The organism is Shewanella zhangzhouensis (assembly GCF_019457615.1).
In the GTDB taxonomy this organism is placed as follows: Bacteria; Pseudomonadota; Gammaproteobacteria; order Enterobacterales; family Shewanellaceae; genus Shewanella; species Shewanella zhangzhouensis.
In genome coordinates, this window is the sequence record NZ_CP080414.1 from 3,245,551 (window position 1) to 3,266,333 (window position 20,783).

At 55.0% G+C, this 20,783-nt stretch carries 22 protein-coding genes and 6 tRNA genes; 9 read left to right on the forward strand and 19 right to left on the reverse strand.

All coding sequences use genetic code 11. The features are described from left to right. Nucleotides 1-108 precede the first annotated feature (108 nt). On the reverse strand, nt 109-669 hold the full coding sequence (locus tag K0H63_RS14145; protein WP_220065236.1) for a porin family protein: 561 nt from the start codon (nt 667-669) through the stop codon (nt 109-111). A 142-nt stretch (nt 670-811) separates the two neighbouring features. Between K0H63_RS14145 and K0H63_RS14150 the strand changes: the two genes are divergently transcribed. From K0H63_RS14150 to K0H63_RS14165, 4 genes are all read left to right on the forward strand, one after another. Then, nucleotides 812-1,372: a YajG family lipoprotein gene (locus tag K0H63_RS14150; protein ID WP_220065237.1), complete on the forward strand. Its 561-nt coding sequence runs from the start codon at nt 812-814 to the stop codon at nt 1,370-1,372. A 21-nt stretch (nt 1,373-1,393) separates the two neighbouring features. Further along, on the forward strand, nt 1,394-1,981 hold the full coding sequence (locus K0H63_RS14155; RefSeq protein WP_220065238.1) for a peptidylprolyl isomerase: 588 nt from the start codon (nt 1,394-1,396) through the stop codon (nt 1,979-1,981). Between the two features lie 65 nt (nt 1,982-2,046). Further along, a complete protein-coding gene (locus K0H63_RS14160; protein WP_011760664.1) occupies nt 2,047-2,373 on the forward strand; it encodes a hypothetical protein in 327 nt (108 codons plus the stop codon). A gap of 129 nt (nt 2,374-2,502) precedes the next feature. Further along, nucleotides 2,503-3,903, forward strand: coding sequence for an AmpG family muropeptide MFS transporter (locus K0H63_RS14165; protein ID WP_220065239.1), 1,401 nt, complete (start codon nt 2,503-2,505; stop codon nt 3,901-3,903). Between the two features lie 13 nt (nt 3,904-3,916). Here the strand turns inward: K0H63_RS14165 and K0H63_RS14170 are convergent, their stop codons facing one another. After that, complete coding sequence (locus tag K0H63_RS14170; protein ID WP_011760666.1) at nt 3,917-4,402, reverse strand: YajQ family cyclic di-GMP-binding protein; 486 nt, start codon at nt 4,400-4,402, stop codon at nt 3,917-3,919. A gap of 165 nt (nt 4,403-4,567) precedes the next feature. Here K0H63_RS14170 and K0H63_RS14175 point away from each other — a divergent pair, with 165 nt between their 5' ends. After that, nucleotides 4,568-4,963 carry a VanZ family protein gene (locus K0H63_RS14175; protein WP_220067912.1) on the forward strand — a complete coding sequence of 132 codons (396 nt, stop codon included), beginning with the start codon at nt 4,568-4,570 and terminating at the stop codon, nt 4,961-4,963. Next, nucleotides 4,960-5,862 carry a ketopantoate reductase family protein gene (locus K0H63_RS14180; RefSeq protein ID WP_220065240.1) on the forward strand — a complete coding sequence of 301 codons (903 nt, stop codon included), beginning with the start codon at nt 4,960-4,962 and terminating at the stop codon, nt 5,860-5,862. Before K0H63_RS14175 ends, K0H63_RS14180 begins: the two co-directional genes overlap by 4 nt. Before the next feature lie 12 nt (nt 5,863-5,874). Here the strand turns inward: K0H63_RS14180 and K0H63_RS14185 are convergent, their stop codons facing one another. The 8 genes from K0H63_RS14185 to hemA form a co-directional block, all read right to left on the reverse strand. Beyond that, on the reverse strand, nt 5,875-6,750 hold the full coding sequence (locus K0H63_RS14185) for a DMT family transporter (protein ID WP_220065241.1): 876 nt from the start codon (nt 6,748-6,750) through the stop codon (nt 5,875-5,877). 90 nt (nt 6,751-6,840) lie between these two features. Then, entirely contained in the window at nt 6,841-7,689 is an 849-nt protein-coding gene (kdsA, locus tag K0H63_RS14190; protein ID WP_220065242.1) for a 3-deoxy-8-phosphooctulonate synthase, read from the reverse strand. A 45-nt stretch (nt 7,690-7,734) separates the two neighbouring features. Continuing rightward, the gene (locus K0H63_RS14195) at nt 7,735-8,973 is read right to left on the reverse strand and encodes a DUF819 family protein (RefSeq protein ID WP_220065243.1); all 1,239 of its coding nucleotides are present in this window, start codon (nt 8,971-8,973) and stop codon (nt 7,735-7,737) included. Nucleotides 8,974-9,021: 48 nt separating this feature from the next. Then, nucleotides 9,022-9,810 (reverse strand): transglutaminase family protein, encoded by a 789-nt coding sequence (locus K0H63_RS14200; protein ID WP_220065244.1) that lies wholly within the window; start codon nt 9,808-9,810, stop codon nt 9,022-9,024. Continuing rightward, complete coding sequence (locus K0H63_RS14205; protein ID WP_011760673.1) at nt 9,807-10,205, reverse strand: SirB2 family protein; 399 nt, start codon at nt 10,203-10,205, stop codon at nt 9,807-9,809. The genes K0H63_RS14200 and K0H63_RS14205 overlap by 4 nt, the downstream gene beginning before the upstream one ends. Nucleotides 10,206-10,356: 151 nt before the next feature. Further along, nucleotides 10,357-11,214: a peptide chain release factor N(5)-glutamine methyltransferase gene (gene prmC, locus K0H63_RS14210; RefSeq protein WP_258405586.1), complete on the reverse strand. Its 858-nt coding sequence runs from the start codon at nt 11,212-11,214 to the stop codon at nt 10,357-10,359. A gap of 3 nt (nt 11,215-11,217) precedes the next feature. Further along, nucleotides 11,218-12,309: a peptide chain release factor 1 gene (gene prfA / locus K0H63_RS14215; RefSeq protein WP_220065245.1), complete on the reverse strand. Its 1,092-nt coding sequence runs from the start codon at nt 12,307-12,309 to the stop codon at nt 11,218-11,220. A 16-nt stretch (nt 12,310-12,325) separates the two neighbouring features. Beyond that, nucleotides 12,326-13,576: a glutamyl-tRNA reductase gene (gene hemA, locus K0H63_RS14220; protein WP_220065246.1), complete on the reverse strand. Its 1,251-nt coding sequence runs from the start codon at nt 13,574-13,576 to the stop codon at nt 12,326-12,328. 229 nt (nt 13,577-13,805) lie between these two features. Here hemA and lolB point away from each other — a divergent pair, with 229 nt between their 5' ends. The 3 genes from lolB (at nt 13,806) to K0H63_RS14235 (ending at nt 16,304) form a co-directional block, all read left to right on the forward strand. Next, on the forward strand, nt 13,806-14,429 hold the full coding sequence (gene lolB / locus K0H63_RS14225) for a lipoprotein insertase outer membrane protein LolB (protein WP_220065247.1): 624 nt from the start codon (nt 13,806-13,808) through the stop codon (nt 14,427-14,429). After that, nucleotides 14,429-15,277 (forward strand): 4-(cytidine 5'-diphospho)-2-C-methyl-D-erythritol kinase, encoded by an 849-nt coding sequence (gene ispE / locus K0H63_RS14230; RefSeq protein ID WP_220065248.1) that lies wholly within the window; start codon nt 14,429-14,431, stop codon nt 15,275-15,277. The genes lolB and ispE overlap by 1 nt, the downstream gene beginning before the upstream one ends. Before the next feature lie 79 nt (nt 15,278-15,356). Continuing rightward, nucleotides 15,357-16,304: a ribose-phosphate pyrophosphokinase gene (locus K0H63_RS14235; RefSeq protein WP_011760679.1), complete on the forward strand. Its 948-nt coding sequence runs from the start codon at nt 15,357-15,359 to the stop codon at nt 16,302-16,304. Nucleotides 16,305-16,727: 423 nt separating this feature from the next. Here the strand turns inward: K0H63_RS14235 and K0H63_RS14240 are convergent. The 9 genes from K0H63_RS14240 to K0H63_RS14280 form a co-directional block, all read right to left on the reverse strand. Continuing rightward, nucleotides 16,728-16,802, reverse strand: a tRNA-Gln gene (locus K0H63_RS14240). Nucleotides 16,803-16,846: 44 nt separating this feature from the next. Then, nucleotides 16,847-16,923, reverse strand: a tRNA-Met gene (locus tag K0H63_RS14245). Between the two features lies 1 nt (nt 16,924). Then, nucleotides 16,925-16,999 (reverse strand) — tRNA-Gln (locus K0H63_RS14250). Nucleotides 17,000-17,021: 22 nt separating this feature from the next. Then, nucleotides 17,022-17,096: transfer RNA gene (locus K0H63_RS14255), tRNA-Gln, on the reverse strand. Nucleotides 17,097-17,135: 39 nt separating this feature from the next. Next, nucleotides 17,136-17,220 (reverse strand) — tRNA-Leu (locus K0H63_RS14260). Nucleotides 17,221-17,249: 29 nt separating this feature from the next. Continuing rightward, nucleotides 17,250-17,326: transfer RNA gene (locus K0H63_RS14265), tRNA-Met, on the reverse strand. Nucleotides 17,327-17,500: 174 nt separating this feature from the next. After that, complete coding sequence (gene ychF, locus K0H63_RS14270; protein ID WP_011760680.1) at nt 17,501-18,592, reverse strand: redox-regulated ATPase YchF; 1,092 nt, start codon at nt 18,590-18,592, stop codon at nt 17,501-17,503. A 37-nt stretch (nt 18,593-18,629) separates the two neighbouring features. Then, nucleotides 18,630-19,217, reverse strand: a complete 588-nt coding sequence (gene pth, locus K0H63_RS14275) for an aminoacyl-tRNA hydrolase (RefSeq protein ID WP_220065249.1) — start codon at nt 19,215-19,217, stop codon at nt 18,630-18,632. Between the two features lie 210 nt (nt 19,218-19,427). Then, nucleotides 19,428-20,609, reverse strand: a complete 1,182-nt coding sequence (locus tag K0H63_RS14280; RefSeq protein WP_258405720.1) for an FAD-dependent oxidoreductase — start codon at nt 20,607-20,609, stop codon at nt 19,428-19,430. Nucleotides 20,610-20,783: the final 174 nt, after the last annotated feature.

Here is a 20,783-nt window from a genome sequence, read left to right on the forward strand (position 1 = left end):
AGCCCGGCGTTACCAATTTGTAAAAACACCGCGCAGGCTACAGGCACAAAAACGCCCTCGACTGAGGGCGTAGTGAAATTGCAGGGCAAAGCTGCAAGCGCCGAAGTATCAGAATTGCCAGGAGAAGGCGATATTAATGCTCTGGACTTCGAGCTGCTTCAGATCGGTGTACTGGTACTCAACCCCCAATCCAAAACCCGAGTGGAATCTGTGTTGCCAGCCGACTGCCCCAAAGAAGCCTTCGGCATCCTCTTTGATGCGGGAATCATCCAGATCATATGTGATATCGGAAAAGGCCATCCCTGCTTTTGCATAGACGCTGTTGCCACGGGAAAAATTGTATTGGCCGTAGAGGGCTGCGCGGTAGTTGGAGTACTCAAGCTCTCTCACGTCCGAGAGTATATCGATCATGGCACTGTACGCACCGCCAGTGCCCTGGCCATAGCTGAGTTCAACACCCCAGTTGCTGGAAAGCATGTACCTGTACCAGATATCGTACTTGAAGCCGTCTCCGGCATCCCAATGCTCGCCATCACGGCTTTCGTATTCCTGAGTACCATAACCCAGGTTGACCCCAGCGATATGGGGGCCGGCTTCTGCCCGCACTTCGGCACTGGCAATTCCCATCGCTATCAGTGTACTCATTACACTTAAACTGAATAGTTTCATTGATTTCCCTATGGTTGAATGCGATTAGCCATAGGAGCATGCCAGACACAAACTGAATGCTTACTGAACTGGATTTCATTGACTGGCGATGGCGGACAAATCTGGTATTCTGATGCGACTTTTGTCTCGTTTTGGATCCCAGATGAAGAAATCCTTAGCCGTATTGACTGCCATTCTGACCCTTAGCGGCTGCGCGGGCAGTCCATCCAATTACCTTGCTTTGAGTCCCGATGTGCCCGCCATCAGCAGCAGCGCCAGTGGACGCATCGCCCTGAGTACTCAGGATGCCAGAAGCACCAACACCGCTGTACGTATTACCAAAGGGGATGACCCGGCCAAACTGATGGGGACTGGCGAGTCGCCTGCCGTTCAGCTGGGCAATCTGTTCCGCCAGTCTTTCAGTAATAAGGGCTTTCAGCTAGACCCTGCCGCCACCAACGTCCTTGAACTGAAAGTGGAACGTTTACAGTCAGATATCAATGAAACCATGCTGGGTTACGAGGCCGCCAATGAAATCATTATCAGCGCCTACGCCCGCAACGAGCAGCAACTGTTCAGTAAGCGCTACACCGCCAGAGGCACCATGAAAGGACCTCTGAGCCTGGATTTGGCCACTCTGGAGCTGGAAATGAATAAGCTCATTACCCAGCTTGCCGGCGACATAGTCAACGACCCCGAACTGACCCAATTTCTGATGCAATAACAACGAAAAAGGAAATCACAAATGAAATGGATCATCGCAGCCCTGATGCTGGGCCTGTCGAACATGGCACTGGCGGCCAAAGTGGATATTCAGCCAGATAACCTCTATCCCCAGGTGGAAATGCAAACCACCATGGGCAAGATTGTGGTGGAGCTTGACCGCACCCGCGCCCCCATTACCGTCGATAACTTCCTGACTTATGTAGTGAAGGGCGACTACGACAACACCATCTTCCACCGCATTATTCCGGAATTTGTGGTGCAGGGTGGTGGCCTGAACCCCAAACTGGAAGAGCTGCCAGAGTCTGCCCCCATCGTTAACGAGTCAGGCAATGGCTTATCCAATGCCTTTGGCACCATCGCCATGGCAAGGGAAAACAATCCCCACTCGGCCACCCGCCAGTTCTACTTCAACGTGGCAGATAACACCAAGCTCGACCCCTCCAAGCGCCGCTGGGGCTATGCCGTTTTCGGTGAAGTGGTGGAAGGTCGCGAAATTCTGGAAGCCATGGCTGTCGTGCCCACTGAGCACAACAGCAAACTGAACTGGCCCGATGTTCCCGTTACCCAGATTGTGCTCAAGTCAGCCAAATTGTTGCCCAGAAAATAAACTGTGTTTTGAGTCAGCACTCTAAAGCTGACTATACTCAGGGAGCAAAACAAGGAGGCGATACGATGACACCAACGGATTTCATCGATAGCAAAGCGCCCCAACTGGCTCAGTATGGAAGAGCGTTCTTGAGTGACCAGCTCGATTACCGCGAAATCCAGCTGTATTTATGGGATACCCTCGAGGAGTGGCAACAGTTGTCACCCCAGGGTGAAGCGCAGTCTGACACTGAAAGGGTGTTTTGGCATTTGATGCACTGCTTTGACCGCTGGCCCGTTTGGGTACTTCGCGGCAACCTGTTCCTGCGAAAGCAGCTGCAGGACTGCTGTGATTACCTGAGCATCGGTGGTCAGATCCCGGGCGGCTGCATCGGAGTGCGTCCCGCATCCTGACTCTGTCCCCAAGACCCGCCATTGGCGGGTCTTTTTTATGCAGACGACAGATTAACTTTTGCCAATCCGCTTGACCCGCACTTGGCTAAGTAAGTTATTCTAAAGGCCCTTTTCGCTTGTCCGGCCATCATGTATTTACCTACCGCTGCCTTAATCAGACTCTGGGAACTCCTGGCGGTCTACCGCCATCGCCGGGTACTGGTGATGCTGTTCCTCGGCTTCTCCGCCGGTTTACCCCTGATGCTGGTGTTCTCGACCCTGTCATTCTGGCTGCGTGAAGCCGGTGTCGATCGTACCGCCATAGGTTATTTCAGCTGGATTGCCATCCTCTATGCCTTCAAATGGCTATGGTCCCCTCTGGTGGACCGCATGCCACTGCCGGTGTTCTCTAAACTCTTTGGTCGGCGCCGGGGCTGGATGCTGTTTGCTCAGTTAATGCTGATTGGCGCCATTGTGGGTATGGCCAGCAGCGACCCTAAAGACAGCCTCACCTATATGGCCGTCTGCGCCCTGATGGTGGCCTTTGCCTCGGCCACCCAGGACATAGTGATAGATGCCTTTCGCATTGAATCGGCGCCCCAGGAGATGCAGGCGGCCCTGGCGGCGGCTTATCAAATCGGCTATCGCTCGGCCATGATTATCGCGACCGCCGGCGCCCTGACCATCGCCGCCTGGGTCGCGCCGGAAGCCGATGGATATCGGCTCGCGTCCTGGCAAACCGCCTACATGGTCATGGCCGCCCTGATGCTGATTGGGGTGATAACCACCCTGTGTGCCAAAGAGCCAGCCGTCGACCAGGGCCAGGCAAATGCGCTGGAAGCCGAGATGCGCGAGCGCCTCAGCGAAAAATACTCCCCCCGCACGGCTGCGGCCCTATCCTGGACCTATAACGCTGTCGCCGCGCCCTTCATCGATTTTTTCAAGCGTTACGGCAAGAGTGCAATCCTGATATTGGCGCTGATTTCCTGCTACCGGATTTCAGACATAGTCATGGGGATTATGGCGAATGTGTTCTATGTGGACATGGGCTTTTCCAAAGAGGAAATCGCCTTTCTGAGCAAGGTGTATGGCCTTATCATGACCCTGGTAGGTGCCGCCTTTGGAGGCGTCTTGCTCGCGAAATTCGGCACCATGCGCATTCTGTTTTTGGGTGCCCTGCTGGTAGCCACCACTAATCTGCTGTTTGCCTGGCAGGCGGTGGTTGGGTACAACATGGAGCTGCTGACGCTGGCGATATCCATCGATAACTTCAGTGGCGGTATCGCCACCGCGGCCTTTATCGCCTATTTATCGAGCCTGACCAGCAGCGGCTACAGCGCCACCCAATATGCACTGCTGTCGTCTATCATGCTGCTGTTTCCCAAGTTTATTGCCGGTTTCTCCGGCGCCTGGGTCGATGCCTTTGGCTATGTGAACTTTTTCATCACCGCCAGCCTGATTGGTCTGCCGGTATTGCTGCTGGTGTGGCTGGTAGAAAAGGTGTCGCCCCCTGCCCACACCGAAGCACGGAGCGAGCAGGTGACAGACTGAGATAAGGCTTGAGTCAGTCGCGGAAGTTATTGAACTGAAATGGCTGGCCCAGCTCGGAAGTGCGGGCCAGCTGCATAATGGCCTGTAAATCATCGCGCTTCTTGCCGGTGACCCGAATCGAATCCCCCTGGATTTGCGCCTGCACCTTCACCTTGCTGTCTTTGATGAGCTTGATGAGTTTTTTCGCCACATCCTGCTCGATGCCCTGCTTGAATTTCACGTTTTGTGCAAAGGTTTTGCCGGTGTGGACTATCTTGTCGTCCACTTCCATGGCCTTGGCATCCACGTTGCGTTTGGCTAGCTGGCCTCTGAGGATATCCACCATCTGACGACACTGGAAATCCGACTCGGAACGCAGTATGACTACCATGTCCTTGAAATCCACACTGTACTCAACACCGCGAAAATCGAAGCGGCCATCCATTTCACGGCGGGTGTTTTCCACGGCGTTTTTCAGCTCGACGGCATCCACTTCCGAAACAATATCAAATGACGGCATTTTTTAACCCCTTGAAAAGCAAAACAGGCCTCTGACGAAACGGGCCTCAATCCGAATAGAGCATAGTGTAACGATCCGGCCAGCACAGGTGAAGCCCCAAGTCCGCCGGTGAAGACACAGAGTTTTACAGGCCGGTGAGTGACTTTGGCTGTACATTTCCCTATCATGGGCGCCTATGTCTACCAGCGAAAGTTCCATGTGAAGAATCGGCAGTTTCTGTTTAAAATCATTTTGGTGATTGCCCTGTGTATCACCAGTTATCTGGTCTTTTCCAAACCCAGCTATCCCCAGTCCATTCCTCATCTGGACAAGGTGGGGCATTTCGGCACTTTCTTTGGTTTGGCCTGGCTCACCCAACTGGCATTCAGGCCACGCTGGTACATCATGTTGCTGGCACTGGCTGCCTACGCAGGTTTGATTGAAGTCATCCAGTCGCGCCTGCCCTACCGCTCAGCCTCCTGGGGCGATATCGCCGCCGATCTTGCGGGCGTGGCCGCCTTCTTCCTCACCGCCTGGCTGTACAGTAAGTACCGCCGCGCATCCAGGCTTCAGGGCGCATGAGCCGAATTGGCATTCTGGGTGCCGGTGCCGTTGGCCAGTTAATTGCCCATCAGTTGGCGGCGACGGGTACCTTGCCCTTTCTGCTCGACCGGCAACTGAACGCCATTACAGAGCCTTACAGCCTCACCGACCTGAGTGGCAATCGCAGCACCCTGAGCTTCGCCAAACCCGGGGACAATCAAGCCCTGCTGGGCGAGCTTAAGCTTCTTATCGTCACAGTGAAGGCCTATCAGGTCGTTGAAGCCGTGACCCGGGTGCTCCCCGAATTATCACCGCGCTGCCATCTGCTGTTGCTGCATAATGGCCTTGGTCCCCACGAAGAGGTGGCGGCCCTGTTAGATGGACGGGGGCTGACGCTCGGCACCACCAGCCAGGGTGCGCTACGCCTTGGCAAACACGACCTTAAGCAAACCGGCAGTGGTCTTACGCAATTTGGTCACTGCATGGGGCCAGCCATGGCGCCAGAGCTTAAAGCCATGCTGCTCAGCGCCATTCCCGGCAGTGAGTGGGTGGAGGGCATACTGCCAGCCCTGTGGCAAAAGCTCGCGGTGAATGCCTGTATCAATCCCCTCACCGCCATTCACGGTGTCTGTAACGGCGAGCTGGCAGATAATGCCTATCAAGCGACTATTGCCGCTGTGCTGAGGGAACTGGTTCAGGTAGCCGGGACTCAGGGCATAGAATTGCAGGAAGAGTGTTTGTCGGCCCGGGTCTATGAGGTCATTCGCCTTACCGCCGCCAATCGCTCCTCAATGCGCCAGGATGTGGACCATAAGCGCAAAACCGAGATTGATGCCATCAATGGCTATCTGGTGAGCCTTGGCAATCGCCATGGCATAGCTACGCCCACCAACAAAGCCTTGGTCGAAGCAATTCATGCCCTGGAGCGACGCTTTTAAGCCACGCCCCTCTTATTGCGGCCACATCACCATGATGGCGGCAATCGCAATCAGCACCAGCGCGGCCATGTCCTTCACCTGTACCTTCTGTTTCAGGTATAGACTCGACACCAGCATCATAAAGAAAATTTCCACCTGCCCTAGGGTTTTCACATAGGGCACGGCGGTAAGCGACATGGCCGAAAACCAGCCAATGGACCCCAGACAACTGCTGACACTGATAGCCAGCGTCAGCCGGTTTCTGGCCATCATGGCCCTAAGCTCGTCAGGCTTTCTTATCAGCAGCCACAGCAGCAAAATCACCGTTTGAGTAACAATGACCAGCAACAGCACCCAGGCGGCGCGGTGGGGAAAAGGCACGTCGAGACAAAGGCTGGCCTCCCGCACCCAAAGGGACGTCAGCGCAAAGGCGCTGCCACTGGCTAGCCCCAGCAGCAAGGTTTTGGGCGACAGGGTCCTGAGCCCGCCCTTGCTTGAGAGCATAAACACCGCCACAGTGCCTACAATCACCCCAAGCCAGCCAAAGAGCGACAGGCTGGTGCCAAAAAAGGCCACCCCAAGGATAGCGGCCACCAGCGCCTCGCTCTTGGCAAGCCCGGCGCCAATGGCGAAGTTTTTAAGCTGAAACAGCTTTACCATTAAGGCGGTGGCCAGAATTTGCATCAGCGCCGCCCCGAGAATAAAGCCAAGCGCATCCACGCCGAAGGTGGGAATGGCCGCATCCTGCCACAGGTAGAGCCCGGCCAGATAAAATGCAGCCAGCGGGCCCGCATAGAGAAAGCGCGCCAAGGTGACGCCAAGCACGCCGACATCACGACTGAGCTCACTTTGAAAGGCGTTACGCCAGGCCTGCATAAAGGCCGCCATCAGGGTGAACATCACCCACATACTTTCTCCCCCAGATCTCAATTCCCCAGAACAAAAAACGCCCGGCAAAGCCGGGCGTTTGAGCATATCACAGCCAATTAACGCTGTGGTTTACTTGCTGGTGTCCAGAGCAGGAAAAGATTTCACCAGGTCATCTACTGCTTTCATCTGACTGAGGTAGCCTTCCAGTTGATGCAGTGGCAGAGCGCAGGGGCCATCGCACTTGGCGTTGTCGGGATCCGGATGCGCTTCGATAAAGAGACCGGCCAGACCCAGTGCCATACCGCTGCGGGCAAGCTCGGTGGCCTGGGCACGGCGACCACCGGCAGAATCTTCACGACCACCGGGACGCTGCAGCGCGTGGGTGGCATCGAAAATTACCGGATAACCGCTCTGCTTCATCTCATCCATGCCCAGCATGTCCACCACCAGGTTGTTGTAACCAAAGCAGCTGCCACGCTCACACAGGATAATCTCGTCGTTACCGGCTTCGTTGAATTTCTTCACGATGTGGCGCATCTCATGGGGTGCCAGAAACTGTGGCTTCTTCACGTTGATGATGGCGCCGGTCCTGGCCATGGCAATCACCAGGTCGGTCTGGCGTGCCAGAAACGCCGGCAGCTGAATGATGTCGACCACTTCGGCCACAGGGGCGCACTGGTGCGGCTCGTGCACGTCGGTAATGAGCGGCACATTGAAGGTGTCTTTGATTTCCTGGAAAATCTTCAGGCCTTCTTCCATCCCGGGACCACGGTAGGAGTTGATGGACGAGCGGTTGGCCTTGTCAAAAGAGGCCTTGAATACATAGGGGATCCCCAGCTTCTGTGTCACTTCCACGTACTGCTCGGCAATACTCATGGCCAGATCCCGCGATTCAAGCACGTTCATACCGCCAAAGAGCACAAAGGGCTTGTCGTTGGCAATGGCGATGTCGCCAAGTTGGATAGTCTTGATACTCATCTATGCCTCTCAAAGAATAAACCGGCGCAGGCGCCGGTGGAAAAATCAGCCCACTAGCTGCAACAGCTGGCCACAGAGCCACGCCATATAAGTGCCCAAAGCATAACCGAACACCGCCAAAAGCACACCTACAGGCGCCAATGAGGGATGGAAAGCTGCAGCGACCACGGGCGCTGAAGCCGCGCCGCCCACGTTGGCCTGGCTGCCCACCGCCATATAAAACAGTGGCGCCTTGATAAGCTTGGCCACCAGCAACATAAAGCCCGCGTGAACCAACATCCAGGTGATACCCAGCAGGAAGTAAATCGGCGTCTTGAGGATTTCACTCACGTCCATGTGCAGACCGATGGTGGCCACCAGCACATAAAGGAAGGATGACGCCACCTTGGAGGCGCCTGCCGCTTCCAGATGACGCAGCGGCGTGAACGACAACGCCAAACCGGCAGTCGTCACCAGAACCACCAGCCAGAAGAAGCCCGAGGTCAGGCTGTACTGCTTGGTCCAGGGGAAGTGCTCGGAAAAGAAGGGAGCCAGGAAATCCGCCGCAATATGGGCAAAACCTGTGACACCAAAGCCCACCGCCAGGATCAGCATCAAATCGGTCAGGCTGGGGTTGCGTTCATTTTCAGCCTTGTACTTTTCAACCTTCTCTTTAAGCGCTTCGATGGCACTGGTATCGGCACCGGTTTTGGCATCGATTTCTTTGGCGCGGGACGCCATAAACAGCAGCACCGCCATCCACACGTTGGCCACAATCACATCGACGGTGATCATCACCGAAAACACGCTGCCGCCCACTTCATAGATTTCTTTCATGGCCGCCTGGTTGGCACCACCGCCAATCCAGCTGCCGGCAAGCGTAGTCATACCACGCCACACAGAGTCAGGGCCCATATCGTTGGTCAACGAAGGGTCAATGGCAGACACCAGCAGCAGCGCCATCGGGCCGCCAATCACAATCCCCAACGTGCCGCAGAGGAACATGATCACAGCCTTTGGCCCCAGACCCATGATGGCCTTGAGATCCACCGACAAAATCAGCAATACCAAACACGCAGGCAGCAAATAGCGGGTCGCAACAAAATACAGCTGCGAACTGTGGCCATCGACTATGCCGAAGGTATTGAGCAGCGAAGGCAGGAAGTAGCACAGCAGCAACGCCGGGACGAATTTATAGAATTTTTGCCAGCTGGGGTGGCTGTGGGTGTAAAACACAAATCCCAGAATAATGGCCAAAAATCCCAGTACGGTTGCGTCGTTGGTAACCAATGGCGCCGTTGTCATCCTTTCTTCCCCCTGAAAGTGTTATTAATTTTGTAAGGTATGTAATTGTTAATGCAGAACTTCGTGATGTTCACCCAGCTCACGCAGCTGCATTTTCACCAGCTCCACCACAGGGTCGTGGGGACTGAGGTCGATAAACTGCCTGAGGTCGGCTTCGGCTACCCGAATGGCGCCAAGCTGCTGAGCGATAAAGGCCCTTTCACGAATGAGCATGGTGTCATCGGGATGCCAGTCCAGCAGCATATTGCTGCAGGCAAGCGCCACATCAAAGCGCTGCTGCACTATGGCGCCCGCCTTGATCTCTCCCAGCATACGGCTGATAAGCGCTTTCACACCGGACGTTTTCACATAGGCCGGCTTCATTGGTGCCCAGTTACCCAGCTCACCACGCACCAGCGCATGCACCCGCTTACGGTCGATAAGCTCGCCACTGAGTGGGTCCAGCAAGAGTTTTTTCTTGCCTTCCTTCAGGCAAAGCAAGGTATGGCCGGGCAATAAAATGGGTTCGAGTGGCAAATCCAGTTGCTTGGCGAGCAACATCAATACTGTGGCCAGCGTAGTGCTGTTCCCCTGACGAAACATCAGGGTGTGTGCCAGGCTCGCCGCCTCAAGACTGAAATAGTCATCCTTGGCCCGAAAGCCCAGATCCCGGTAAAACCAGCTAAGCAATGCCTTGAGTCTGGCGTCTCTGTCCACCAGATAATGGCTAAGCACGCCACCGGCGATTTCAAGCCAGGCCCACTCAGCTTTTTGCCTGTCGGCGAGCCCCAAATGCGCAAGTATATCCAGCGGCGTTTCCGGCAGGGAAACACCGTCTGCTAACGAAAATTCACTCATGATGCCAGCATTATGGCCTGTTTAAACACGGCGATTTTGGCCGCATACACCACCCAGGCGATGGCGCCGAGGAAGGCAAAAAAGCGGAAAAACTTATTGCGGTTGGACTTCATCGCCATGATGGCCAGCAAAATATAGGCAACCACAGCCAGGATTTTCTCGGTCAACCAGGGGTCAACGAAGGGGTACTGTTTGATAAGGAAACACATCAGCAGACCCGAGAGCAAAAGACAGGTGTCTATGATGTGGGGCGCAATGCGCATGACCTTTTTCTGCAGCAGGGCAGATTCTTTTAATTTGAGCACAAAACGCACCACAAAGAAGAGCACACTGGTTGCCACCAGTGTCAGGTGCAGATGCTTGAAAACGGGATAGAGGTTGTTGATGGATTCCATAGCCTGGCTGCCTTTTATAAAAGAGTCCTGAAACTAAATGCCCGAAAAACAAAGGCGCTAGTGTACCCGAATCCTTGAGCCCTTACCAATGCTGCCCGAACCTGGGCAGCCCTTGGCGATGTTACGCTAAATAAGGGTGCCCCAAATGCCCTCAGGCATCGTCACCATGCCACTGTCCAAGTGTGCAGCGATCGTTGGAGCCAAAGTCCCGCACAGTGGCGACCTTGTCATACCCAAGAGCCACCAGAGTCTCCCTGAGCTTCAACGCCTGGGCAAAGCCGTGCTCGAGCAGCAAATAGCCGCCCACCTTGAGGTGTTCCCGGGCATGTATGGCGATATGGTTCAGGTCCGCATAGCCTTCGTCGGCAGCGGTGAGCGCGCTTAAGGGCTCAAAACGCACATCCCCCATCGCCAAGTGCTCATCGTGCTCATCGATATAGGGCGGGTTGGAGACAATCAGATCGAAATCACCATCCTTCACCGCACTGAACCAATCGCTTTGGAGGATTTCCACCTGGGTTAAGCCCAGTTGCTCTCGATTGGCCCTGGCCAGAGCCACGGCATCATCCACCTTATCCAGCGCCGTAATGCGCCAGTTTGGACGCTCACTGGCCAGAGCCAGGGCAATGGCGCCGGTCCCCGTGCCCATGTCCAGCACCCTGGCGTTTTCAGGCAGTGGCAGATTGAGCGCCGTCTCCACCAGCATCTCGGTGTCAGGCCGTGGGATAAGGGTGGTTTCATTCACCAAAAACTTCAGTGACCAAAACTCCCGCTCGCCGAGGATGTGCGCCACAGGCACACCCTTGGCACGGCGGGTGACCAGCTGTTCGAAGTGTTTCCACTGCTCGCTGGTCAGTGGCCGCTCAGGCCAGGTGAAAAGAAAGGTACGATTTTTACCGAGGCAATGCTGCAGCAGCACCTCGGCATCCAGATTGGCAGAATCACTGCTGGATGCCAGGGTGGTGAAACCCCATTGCAAGGCTTCCCCTATGGTGGAATGAGCAGCCAAGGTTTACCCCTGCTCGTCCGCCAGTGCCGCCAACAGATCGGCCTGGTGTTCCTGTACTATGGGTTCGATAAGGGCGTTCAAATCCCCTTCCATCACCTCGTTCAGGCGATACAGGGTCAGGTTGATACGATGGTCGCTCACCCGCCCCTGAGGGAAGTTGTAAGTGCGAATACGTTCAGAACGGTCGCCACTGCCCACCAGGTTACGGCGGGTGGTAGCTTCGGCGCTGCGGCGCTTCTCGTCTTCGGCCGCCTGCAAACGGGCCACCAGCACAGACATGGCTCGTGCCTTGTTTTTGTGCTGCGAGCGCTCATCCTGACACTCCACCACAGTGCCCGTGGGCAAGTGAGTGATACGGATGGCCGAGTCGGTTTTGTTCACGTGCTGACCACCGGCGCCCGAGGCGCGGAAGGTGTCGATACGCAGCTCGGATGGGTTGATTTCCACCGCTTCGGCTTCGGGCACTTCGTGCAGTACCGCTACCGTACAGGCTGAGGTGTGTACCCGCCCCTGGGATTCGGTTTCGGGTACCCTTTGTACCCTGTGGCCACCGGACTCAAATTTGAGTTTGCCATATACGCCATCACCGCTGAAACGGGCAATCACTTCTTTATAGCCACCATGTTCGCCTTCGTTGGCGCTCATGATTTCCACCTGCCAGCGCTGTGTTTCGGCATAACGGCTGTACATACGGAACAAGTCACCGGCAAAAATCGCGGCTTCGTCGCCACCGGCGCCGGCGCGGATTTCCACAAAGGCGTTGGCTTCGTCGTTGGGGTCTTTGGGCAGCAGCAGGATTTGCAGCTCGGCTTCGAGCAGCTCCAGACTGGCTTTGGCGGATTTGATTTCTTCCAGGGCCATTTCTTTAAGCTCAGGGTCGTCCTCTTCCAGCATTTCTTTGGCGGTTTCCAGGTCGGCCACCGCCTGCTGATAAGCCTTGAAGCCTTTTACCACGTCTTCAAGCTGGGCGTATTCTTTGGACAGGGTGCGAAAACGGTCCTGATCGGAAATGATGCTGGCGTCGCTGAGCAGCGCCAATACTTCTTCATTGCGCTCGAGCAAGCCTTCCAGCTTGCGGATGACGGATTCCTTCATTTAACTCTCAAAAGTCTCAGTGTTTATCCAGGCCGAGCGCGGTCCGAAGTTGCCCCAGAGTATTGAGGTCCCCCTGACGACTGGCAGTCGTCAGGGCCTGAGTCGGTGCATGGATCAAGCGATTGGTCAGCTTGTTGGCAAGCTCCAGAATAACCTGCTCGCCATCGGCCCCCTGCGCCAGCTTGTTGAGGGCCCGTTCTACCAATTCATCTTTGATTGCCATACTGGCAGTGCGATATTCGCGAATACTGTCTACCGACTCCAGTGAGCGGATCCAATCCATAAACAGGAAAGATTGCTCCTGGGCGATTACTTCGGCTTGCTCGGCCGCCTCCTTTCGGGAGGCCATATTCTGTTCGATGATGCTCTGCAGATCGTCGACCGTGTACAGGAAGGCATCGTCGAGTTCACCGACTTCTGCCTCAATATCACGAGGAACTGCTATATCAACCAACAACATAGGTTGATGTCGACGCTGCTTGAGTGCCTTTTCTACCATGCCTTTGCCAAGTATGGGCAGCGGGCTGGCGGTAGAGGATATCACGATATCGGCCTTTGGGAGAAAATCCGGAATCTGCGAGAGCGTAATGGCGGTGGCGCCAAACTCTTCGCACATGGCTTGGGCGCGCTCCACGGTACGGTTGGCCACCACCATGGATGACACCCCATTTTCTTTGAGGTGTCTGGCTACCAGCTCTATGGTTTCACCGGCACCAATCAGCAATACCTTGGTGGAGGCCAGTGAGGAGAAGATGTGTTTGGCCATGCTGACGGCGGCAAAGGCCACAGACACGGCGGCGGTACCGATTTCAGTTTCGGTACGGACTTTTTTGGCAACCGAGAAGGTGCTTTGGAAAAGGCGGTCCAGGGTGACGGCCACAGTGCCGGCCTCTTTGGCCTTGGCAAAAGACTGCTTCACCTGACCGAGAATTTGCGGCTCGCCCAGCACCAGAGAGTCCAGTCCCGAGGCTACCCGCATCAAGTGCCGTACCGCTTCCTGTCCCTCATGATGATAGACACAGGGCATCAGCTCGTCGTGGCCCAGATTGTGGTAGCTCTCCAGCCAATGGATCACTTCCTCTGCACGGGCATTGTTGCAATAGAGTTCGGTACGGTTACAGGTAGAGACAATCACCGCCTCATTGGATGAGGTGGTACAGGCGAGGCTTCGCATCGCATCATGGATTTTGTCCGGGGAGAAGGCGACCTTTTCGCGAAGATCGACGGTGGCCGTTTTATGGTTTATCCCGATTGCTACAAGGCTCATCTGACTCTTTCTGGATCCTGTGCGGCGCTTGTGTGAATTACGCCATTCTACTGAATTGGGGCCATTAAAAACAGAATAGGCTTAACAAAACCGAATAAAGATCTCTGTTGTTATCCACTTTTTCCATTAATGCGGGGGTGAAACCCGTCCGCAGCCAAAAAGCGGGTAAGGCCATTGGTATAATTTTTAAAGCCCTCGTATCATAAGGACTTATTTAATTCAGTCATAGATGATTAACTTGCGCCGATTCACAAAATTCACTCTTGCTGGCCTCACCGCCCTTTCTCTGCTCGGTGGTTGCAGCCTCACGCCACAGGTCTCGCTGCAGCCTGTGAGTGTGCAAAACGCCAGTGATGCCAAGGCCTGGGAGCTTAAAGGCAAGCTGCTTATTCGCACCAATGGCGACAAGGTTTCGGCTAACCTCTTCTGGCTCAATACCCCCGACAATGCCGAACTCAGACTCACCAGCATGCTGGGCACCACTGTGCTGCTGCTGACTCAAAACCGGGATGGCGCCACTCTGGAAGTGGATGGCAAGCGCTACTCAGACCTGAGCCCACAGCGGCTGCTGGACGGTTTAAGCGGTTTTACCCTGCCCATCGATGCCCTGCCCTATTGGATAACCGGACAGCCGATGGCGGGTGACCAAGTCGAGTACGATAGCCTCAATCGCCCCAAGACCATTATCAGTGCCGATGGCCTGTGGACCATCAGTATTGCCGGTTGGCAAACCCAGAGTGGTGCATCTGTGCCGCGCACGCTGGACCTCAAACACGCCAGCGCCGCGATTAAGCTGCAAACCAACGAATGGCAGGCACTGGCCAGTGCCCAAGGTTCGAAAGGAGCCCAATAATGCCTGTATCCCTTGCCTGGCCTGCTCCGGCAAAGCTCAATCTGTTTTTGCACATCAATGGCCGCTTGCCCAGCGGCTACCATGAGCTGCAAACCCTGTTTCAGTTTATCGACCACGGCGACTGGCTGGATTTTAAAGTGCTGAGCACGCCAGAGTTGAAACTGCACTCCAACCTCGGCCAAGTTGTCCCCGACAGCGATAACTTAATTCTGAAAGCCGCAAAATCTTTGCAGAATGTCACAGGTTGCACCAAAGGCGCCGAGATCTGGCTCGACAAGCGCCTGCCCATGGGCGGCGGGCTTGGCGGCGGTTCATCGGATGCCGCTACCACACTGGTGGCGCTCAATGCCCTGTGGCAGCTGGGTTTGGATAAAAAAGCCCTGATGGAAATCGGCTTAACGCTGGGCGCTGATGTGCCTGTTTTTATTAACGGAATCGCGGCTTTCGCCGAAGGTGTCGGCGAAAAATTGCAACCTGTTACCGTGGCCGAACCATGGTATCTGGTATTGGTACCAGACGCCCATGTATCCACCGCCGACGTATTTCAGCACCCTGATTTACCTAGGAATACCCCCAAATTGGACATGGCCTCACTCGGCCCTGAACGCTGGTCAAATGACTGCCAGGCGTTGGTCTGTGCCAAATACCCCCAAGTTGCCAATGCCTTAAGCTGGCTGGTAGAATATGCGCCGTCCAGAATGACCGGAACCGGTGCATGCGTGTTCGGGGAATTCGACTCGCAGCAGGCCGCGCTGGAGGCGTTGGCTAAAAAGCCATCTGATATGCAGGGCTTTGTTGCGAAAGGACTGAATCGTTCGCCGTTGGAGTTGAGACTCGCTCAGCTTTAAACTACTTCTGCGCTGCACGCCAGGGAACGCGCGGCAGCAGCTACACTAAAATATCAAGCAAACGCCTGAGGTTCATACAGTGCCCGACATCAAGCTCTTTGCTGGGAATGCTACCCCCAGTCTCGCGAAAAAGATTGCCGACCGTTTATTTTGCAAACTTGGAGAGGCTGAGGTAGGCCGTTTCAGTGACGGTGAAATCAGTGTCCAGATCAACGAAAATGTACGTGGTGCTGATGTTTTCATCATTCAATCCACTTGCGCCCCCACCAATGACAACCTGATGGAACTCATTGTGATGGTAGACGCCCTGCGCCGCGCCTCAGCAGGTCGTATCACAGCCGTAATTCCTTACTTCGGTTATGCCCGTCAGGACCGCCGCGTGCGCTCTGCCCGTGTGCCTATCACCGCCAAAGTAGTTGCTGACTTCCTGTCCAGCGTAGGTGTTGACCGCGTGCTGACCTGTGACCTGCACGCCGAGCAGATCCAGGGCTTCTTCGACGTACCGGTAGACAACGTGTTCGGTAGCCCGGTGCTGCTGGAAGACATGGTTGCCAAGAAGCTGGACAACCCTGTGGTTGTGTCTCCGGACATCGGTGGCGTTGTACGCGCCCGCGCCGTTGCCAAGCTGCTGAACGATTCCGATCTGGCTATCATCGACAAGCGTCGCCCACAGGCCAACGTGGCTCAGGTAATGCACATCATCGGTGACGTTGAAGGCCGTGACTGCATCATCGTTGACGACATGATTGATACCGGTGGCACCCTGTGCAAAGCCGCCGAAGCCCTGAAAGAACATGGTGCCAACCGCGTATTCGCTTACGCCACTCACCCAGTGTTCTCTGGCAAGGCCGCAGAAAACATCAAGAACTCTGTGATTGATGAAGTGATTGTGACCGACACAGTACCTCTGAGCGAAGAGATGATGAAAGTAGGCAAAGTCAGCCAGCTGACCATGTCAGCCCTGCTTGCCGAAGCCATCCGCCGCGTGAGCAACGAAGAGTCTATCTCTGCCATGTTTCAGCACTGATAGCCCCGGCACCGGTTAATGAGCCGGCACCCGCTGTCTGCCCATGGCAAAAAACGCATCCTCAGGGGTGCGTTTTTTTATGCCTTGTCATTCTCGCCCAACCCCGTATGTGCTTTTCCTTTGAACTCTGCTTTTCCCTTAAATCCTGCTTTTCCTTTGCGATAGGACGTGCCTAGGTCTTTTACAGCACCCGCACCTTCTCTTAATGAAAAGACGCTGAATGAAAAGACTCTGACTAGCCTCTAAGCACATCGCACTGAGACAGCCATGAGTGGGCCACCACTGCAGCCGGAAACGGCCATAGCACGCCGCAGGCTTCTTCGCAGGAGCTTCACAGCAGCAAAACTGTTTACACGGGAGAATTGGCGTAAAAGCCGAGAAATGACCAAACAAAAAGCCCGTCCAAAGGACGGGCTTCATGTATGGCTGGGGTGCTAGGATTCGAACCTAGGTATGCCGGGATCAAAACCCGGTGCCTTACCGCTTGGCGACACCCCAATCTGGGTTCAAAAAATCCTGAATAATCGGACTCTTCGAGAATATGGTAGCTACGGCGGGACTTGAACCTGCGACCCCAGCATTATGAGTGCTGTGCTCTAACCAGCTGAGCTACGTAGCCATGGCTGGGGTGCTAGGATTCGAACCTAGGTATGCCGGGATCAAAACCCGGTGCCTTACCGCTTGGCGACACCCCAATTTTTTTGGAAGATGGAGAGATGGCTGGGGTGCTAGGATTCGAACCTAGGTATGCCGGGATCAAAACCCGGTGCCTTACCGCTTGGCGACACCCCAACAGCACTTACTTCTCCAACTAAGCGAAAGCTTAGTTCATGGTACGGGAGGAGAGACTTGAACTCTCACACCTTGCGGCACCAGAACCTAAATCTGGCGTGTCTACCAATTTCACCACTCCCGCTCCGGTCTCAATTTTACATCCTGACAAGATGGTAGCTATGGCGGGACTTGAACCTGCGACCCCAGCATTATGAGTGCTGTGCTCTAACCAGCTGAGCTACATAGCCACTACGATTTCTCGCATCCCTCTTGGCGAGGAACGGGGCGTATTATGCTGATTCACCGAAGACAGGTCAACAGCTTTTTTAGCACATTTCGCCCCAAAGATACCGTTCGCCTAATCCTTCATCAAAGCGGGTAACAGATAAGCAAAAAAGCCTGTTTCCCGCCCGACCAATGGCTTAGACGTTGAACAGGAAGTGCATCACATCGCCGTCTTTAACGATGTAGGTTTTACCTTCCACGCGCATCTTGCCGGCTTCTTTGGCGCCCTGCTCGCCCTTGAAGTTAATAAAATCTTCGTAGGAGATCACCTGAGCACGGATAAAACCGCGCTCGAAGTCGGTATGAATCTTACCGGCAGCCTGGGGCGCGCTGGCGCCAACAGACACAGTCCAGGCACGCACTTCTTTCACACCGGCTGTGAAGTAAGTTTGCAGGTTCAAAAGCTCATAACCGGCACGGATAACGCGATCAAGACCAGGTTCCGTCAGACCGAGATCCGCCATAAACTCGTCGCGCTCTTCGATATCCATCTCGGCCAGCTCAGATTCGATGGCGGCACACACAGGCACTACCACGGCATTTTCTTTGGCGGCGATGGCGCGTACTGCATCCAGATGCGGGTTGTTCTCAAAGCCGTCTTCAGACACGTTGGCGATGTACATGGTTGGCTTCAGGGTCAGCAGGTTCAGATAAGCCACTGCAGCCAGCTCTTCCTTGGACAGTTCCAAAGAGCGCAGCATCTTGCCTTCATCCAGCACAGGGCGCAGCTTTTCAAGCACATCCACTTCGAACTTGGCTTCTTTGTCGCCGCCCTTGGCACGCTTTTGCTGACGCACAATGGCACGTTCAACGCTGTCGAGGTCTGCCAGTGCCAGCTCGGTGTTGATGACTTCGATGTCGCCGGCTGGGTCAACGCGGTTGGCCACGTGCACAATGTTCTCGTTCTCAAAGCAGCGCACCACATGGCCGATAGCTTCGGTTTCGCGGATGTTGGCCAAAAACTTGTTGCCCAGGCCCTCGCCCTTGGAGGCGCCGGCTACCAGACCGGCGATGTCCACAAACTCCATGGACGTCGGGATAACACGCTCAGGCTTCACAATGGCGGCCAATTCGTCCAAACGTGGGTCTGGCATTGGCACTACGCCGGTGTTTGGCTCGATGGTACAAAACGGAAAGTTTGCCGCTTCAATACCGGCCTTGGTCAGCGCGTTGAAGAGCGTTGATTTACCAACGTTGGGCAGACCAACGATGCCACATTTAAAACCCATAGCTATAACCCTTTATTTGACTTACTTGCTTAACTGATTATTCGGCCTTGAAGGAATGCAATCTGTGCATTGCCTTGGTCATGTCTAGCTTGAACAGGACTTCGGTGCTGCGCACGGCTTCATCGATAGCCGCATTCATCTTTTCCTGTTCGGTCGCGGGCGCCTTACCCAGCACATACCCACTGACCTTGTTTTTGTCGCCCGGATGGCCAATGCCTATCCGCAAGCGGTAGAAATTTTTGTTGTTGCCCATCTTGGCAATGATGTCTTTAAGACCATTGTGGCCGCCGTGCCCACCACCCAACTTGAACTTGGCCACACCGGGCTCCATGTCCAGCTCGTCATGGGCAACCAGAATTTGCTCTGGCTCGATGCGGAAAAAATTCGCCAATGCCGCCACCGACTTGCCACTTAAGTTCATAAAGGTTGAGGGGATCAGCAAACGCACATCCTTACCACAGAGGATTGCCCTTGCCGTTAAACCGAAATACTTGGGATCCGGCGCCAGACTCACATTGGCTATGCGGGCCAACTCCTGGACGTACCAGGCACCCGCATTATGGCGGGTTTGAGCGTATTCCGCCCCTGGGTTAGCCAGGCCCACAATCAGTTTAATATCGCACATGGAAAACAGAACTCTTGTCCTGAACCCGTTTCAGGCTAGGCCAAAACCCGGGCACTGGTGTTGAAAACGGCGCATTTTAGCACCCAATTGCACGTCCCAACAAATAAAAGGCGCAACAAAGGGAAAGAGACAATGAAGCAAAGGAGCTTGGGGATTGCGAGTGGCATTTACACCAAGGCGCCCTGGGGCGCCTTGGCTGAAACCAGGAGCCTATTTCAGCCCCATGGCATATTTGAGCACCTGACGTTTGACAGGCCCATCCAAATTGGCCAGTCGCAGCGCCGCATTACGCAGCAACTTTACGGGCAATAGGTCGTTACTGAATGAGGCGTAGAAGGCATCCATGGTGGACATCATCAGCTGATTGTCGCGCCAGCGGCGGTGCTGATAACGCTCCAGAACCGGTTGGGCATGCCAGCTTTCGCCCTGTTTAAGTGCACTGACAATTTCATCCAGCAGCACATCAACGTCTTTAAAGCCCAGGTTAACGCCCTGTCCGGCCAGGGGGTTGATGGTGTGGGCAGCATCGCCAATCAGTACCAGGTTGGCATCGAAATAGCGCTGGGCGTGGCGGCGGGTCAGCTTGAAGTGGCCCTTGTCCAATACCCGAAAATCCGGGTCAAGACGGGCGGGGAAATGGGCCCGGATGGCTTCTGCCAGCTCGCTGTGGTTCAGTTTTGCGAGCCGTGCAATGGTTGAAGCATCGTCATACCACACCAGAGACGCATTGTTGCCAGGCAGTGGCAGCAGCGAGCGGGGGCCCTGAGGCGTAAACTGCTGCCAGGTTACATCCTGCTGCTCACAGGCGGTGGCGATATTGATAAGCATGGCCGACTGGGCATAGTCCCAACCCGTCACCCCAATATGAGCGAAGGCACGCACCTGAGAATTGGCGCCATCTGCGCCTACCAGCAATTTTGCTTTAATACGCTCACCCGAGTCGAGGGCGACACAAATGGCATCACCATCCACCAGGCGCTCGAAGCCCATGACTTTAACGGGTGCTTTTACGGTGACTGAATCCAGCGTTGACAGAAGATCCCAGAGCGCCAACTGCACCACACGGTTTTCAACTATGTGTCCCAAATGGTCGGCACCGACCTGGCTGGCATGGAAACGGGTGATGCAGGACTCGATTTCCCAGGTTTCAAGACCAAGATAAGGCACGGCGCGCCTGGAGAGTATCCCTTCCCAGGCATCGAGTCGCTCAAGGAGCGCTTCGCTGGCCACACTCAGGGCCGATACTCTGACATCCAGCGGCTGGCTCGCCTCAAACGCCGGTGGCATGTGGTTTTCAAGCACAGTGACGGACAATCCGGCGCGGCCAAGACCAGCTGCAAGGGCTGCCCCGACCATACCACCACCCACCACCACTACATCCTGCTCAATCATCTCAGTCAAAGAAGCTAAACCTCCGCCGTTTGTAAATACCTGTGCCCATTGGTGTGTAATTGTTTCTAACGCTGGGTTTGGCCACACCTGGTTACAAAGACCACACAAGCCATCAAGAAGTCCCACCTACACTGAAGCAGCCACAGTTGAGTTCCCGCCGGAAACGGCATTTTG

What these genes read in the sequence shown, in the direction of transcription:
- K0H63_RS14145 (WP_220065236.1), bottom strand. Translation starts at nt 669, where the DNA reads ATGAAACTATTCAGTTTAAGTGTAATGAGTACACTGATAGCGATGGGA.
- K0H63_RS14150 (WP_220065237.1), top strand. Translation starts at nt 812, where the DNA reads ATGAAGAAATCCTTAGCCGTATTGACTGCCATTCTGACCCTTAGCGGC.
- K0H63_RS14155 (WP_220065238.1), top strand. Translation starts at nt 1,394, where the DNA reads ATGAAATGGATCATCGCAGCCCTGATGCTGGGCCTGTCGAACATGGCA.
- K0H63_RS14160 (WP_011760664.1), top strand. Translation starts at nt 2,047, where the DNA reads ATGACACCAACGGATTTCATCGATAGCAAAGCGCCCCAACTGGCTCAG.
- K0H63_RS14165 (WP_220065239.1), top strand. Translation starts at nt 2,503, where the DNA reads ATGTATTTACCTACCGCTGCCTTAATCAGACTCTGGGAACTCCTGGCG.
- K0H63_RS14170 (WP_011760666.1), bottom strand. Translation starts at nt 4,402, where the DNA reads ATGCCGTCATTTGATATTGTTTCGGAAGTGGATGCCGTCGAGCTGAAA.
- K0H63_RS14175 (WP_220067912.1), top strand. Translation starts at nt 4,568, where the DNA reads ATGGGCGCCTATGTCTACCAGCGAAAGTTCCATGTGAAGAATCGGCAG.
- K0H63_RS14180 (WP_220065240.1), top strand. Translation starts at nt 4,960, where the DNA reads ATGAGCCGAATTGGCATTCTGGGTGCCGGTGCCGTTGGCCAGTTAATT.
- K0H63_RS14185 (WP_220065241.1), bottom strand. Translation starts at nt 6,750, where the DNA reads ATGTGGGTGATGTTCACCCTGATGGCGGCCTTTATGCAGGCCTGGCGT.
- kdsA (WP_220065242.1), bottom strand. Translation starts at nt 7,689, where the DNA reads ATGAGTATCAAGACTATCCAACTTGGCGACATCGCCATTGCCAACGAC.
- K0H63_RS14195 (WP_220065243.1), bottom strand. Translation starts at nt 8,973, where the DNA reads ATGACAACGGCGCCATTGGTTACCAACGACGCAACCGTACTGGGATTT.
- K0H63_RS14200 (WP_220065244.1), bottom strand. Translation starts at nt 9,810, where the DNA reads ATGAGTGAATTTTCGTTAGCAGACGGTGTTTCCCTGCCGGAAACGCCG.
- K0H63_RS14205 (WP_011760673.1), bottom strand. Translation starts at nt 10,205, where the DNA reads ATGGAATCCATCAACAACCTCTATCCCGTTTTCAAGCATCTGCACCTG.
- prfA (WP_220065245.1), bottom strand. Translation starts at nt 12,309, where the DNA reads ATGAAGGAATCCGTCATCCGCAAGCTGGAAGGCTTGCTCGAGCGCAAT.
- hemA (WP_220065246.1), bottom strand. Translation starts at nt 13,576, where the DNA reads ATGAGCCTTGTAGCAATCGGGATAAACCATAAAACGGCCACCGTCGAT.
- lolB (WP_220065247.1), top strand. Translation starts at nt 13,806, where the DNA reads ATGATTAACTTGCGCCGATTCACAAAATTCACTCTTGCTGGCCTCACC.
- ispE (WP_220065248.1), top strand. Translation starts at nt 14,429, where the DNA reads ATGCCTGTATCCCTTGCCTGGCCTGCTCCGGCAAAGCTCAATCTGTTT.
- ychF (WP_011760680.1), bottom strand. Translation starts at nt 18,592, where the DNA reads ATGGGTTTTAAATGTGGCATCGTTGGTCTGCCCAACGTTGGTAAATCA.
- pth (WP_220065249.1), bottom strand. Translation starts at nt 19,217, where the DNA reads ATGTGCGATATTAAACTGATTGTGGGCCTGGCTAACCCAGGGGCGGAA.
- K0H63_RS14280 (WP_258405720.1), bottom strand. Translation starts at nt 20,609, where the DNA reads ATGATTGAGCAGGATGTAGTGGTGGTGGGTGGTGGTATGGTCGGGGCA.